This window comes from Paenibacillus albiflavus (assembly GCF_004344915.1).
In the GTDB taxonomy this organism is placed as follows: Bacteria; Bacillota; Bacilli; order Paenibacillales; family NBRC-103111; genus Paenibacillus_AM; species Paenibacillus_AM albiflavus.
In genome coordinates this window covers 1-441 of sequence record NZ_SKFG01000068.1, presented here as the reverse complement: position 1 = coordinate 441, position 441 = coordinate 1, and the positions used below count along the sequence as shown (strand labels likewise).

Below are 441 nucleotides of genomic sequence, written 5' to 3'. Positions count from 1 at the left end.
AACTTTGAGGGCCCTTAGCTCAGCTGGTTAGAGCGCACCCCTGATAAGGGTGAGGTCGGTGGTTCGAGTCCACTAGGGCCCACCATTTAAACTTCATATCGAAGATGTTTTGGGGCCATAGCTCAGCTGGGAGAGCGCCTGCCTTGCAAGCAGGAGGTCAGCGGTTCGATCCCGCTTGGCTCCACCAAAAAAACTTTTAACCTGGTAAATATTTCAGGTTGCTAAGTTGAAAAGAAGTGTGTTAATATACTTCTTGCCGCTAAAAACGGTTAACAAATTTTGTTCCTTGAAAACTAGATAGCGAAACGAAATGTAAGAGCTTAGAAACATCCTTAATGTTCTTCTTGAGCAATCAAGAGAAATTAGTTTTTATATTAGCAGGTTAAGCTAATAAGAGCGCACGGAGGATGCCTAGGCACTAGGAGCCGAAGAAGGACGTGG

2 tRNA genes are annotated in these 441 nt (G+C 44.9%); both read left to right on the top strand.

Going from position 1 to position 441, the window contains the following annotated elements:
- The first annotated feature begins 8 nt into the window (after positions 1 to 8).
- Positions 9 to 85, top strand: a tRNA-Ile gene (locus E0485_RS24395).
- Positions 86 to 111: 26 nt separating this feature from the next.
- Positions 112 to 187 (top strand) — tRNA-Ala (locus E0485_RS24390).
- Positions 188 to 441: the final 254 nt, after the last annotated feature.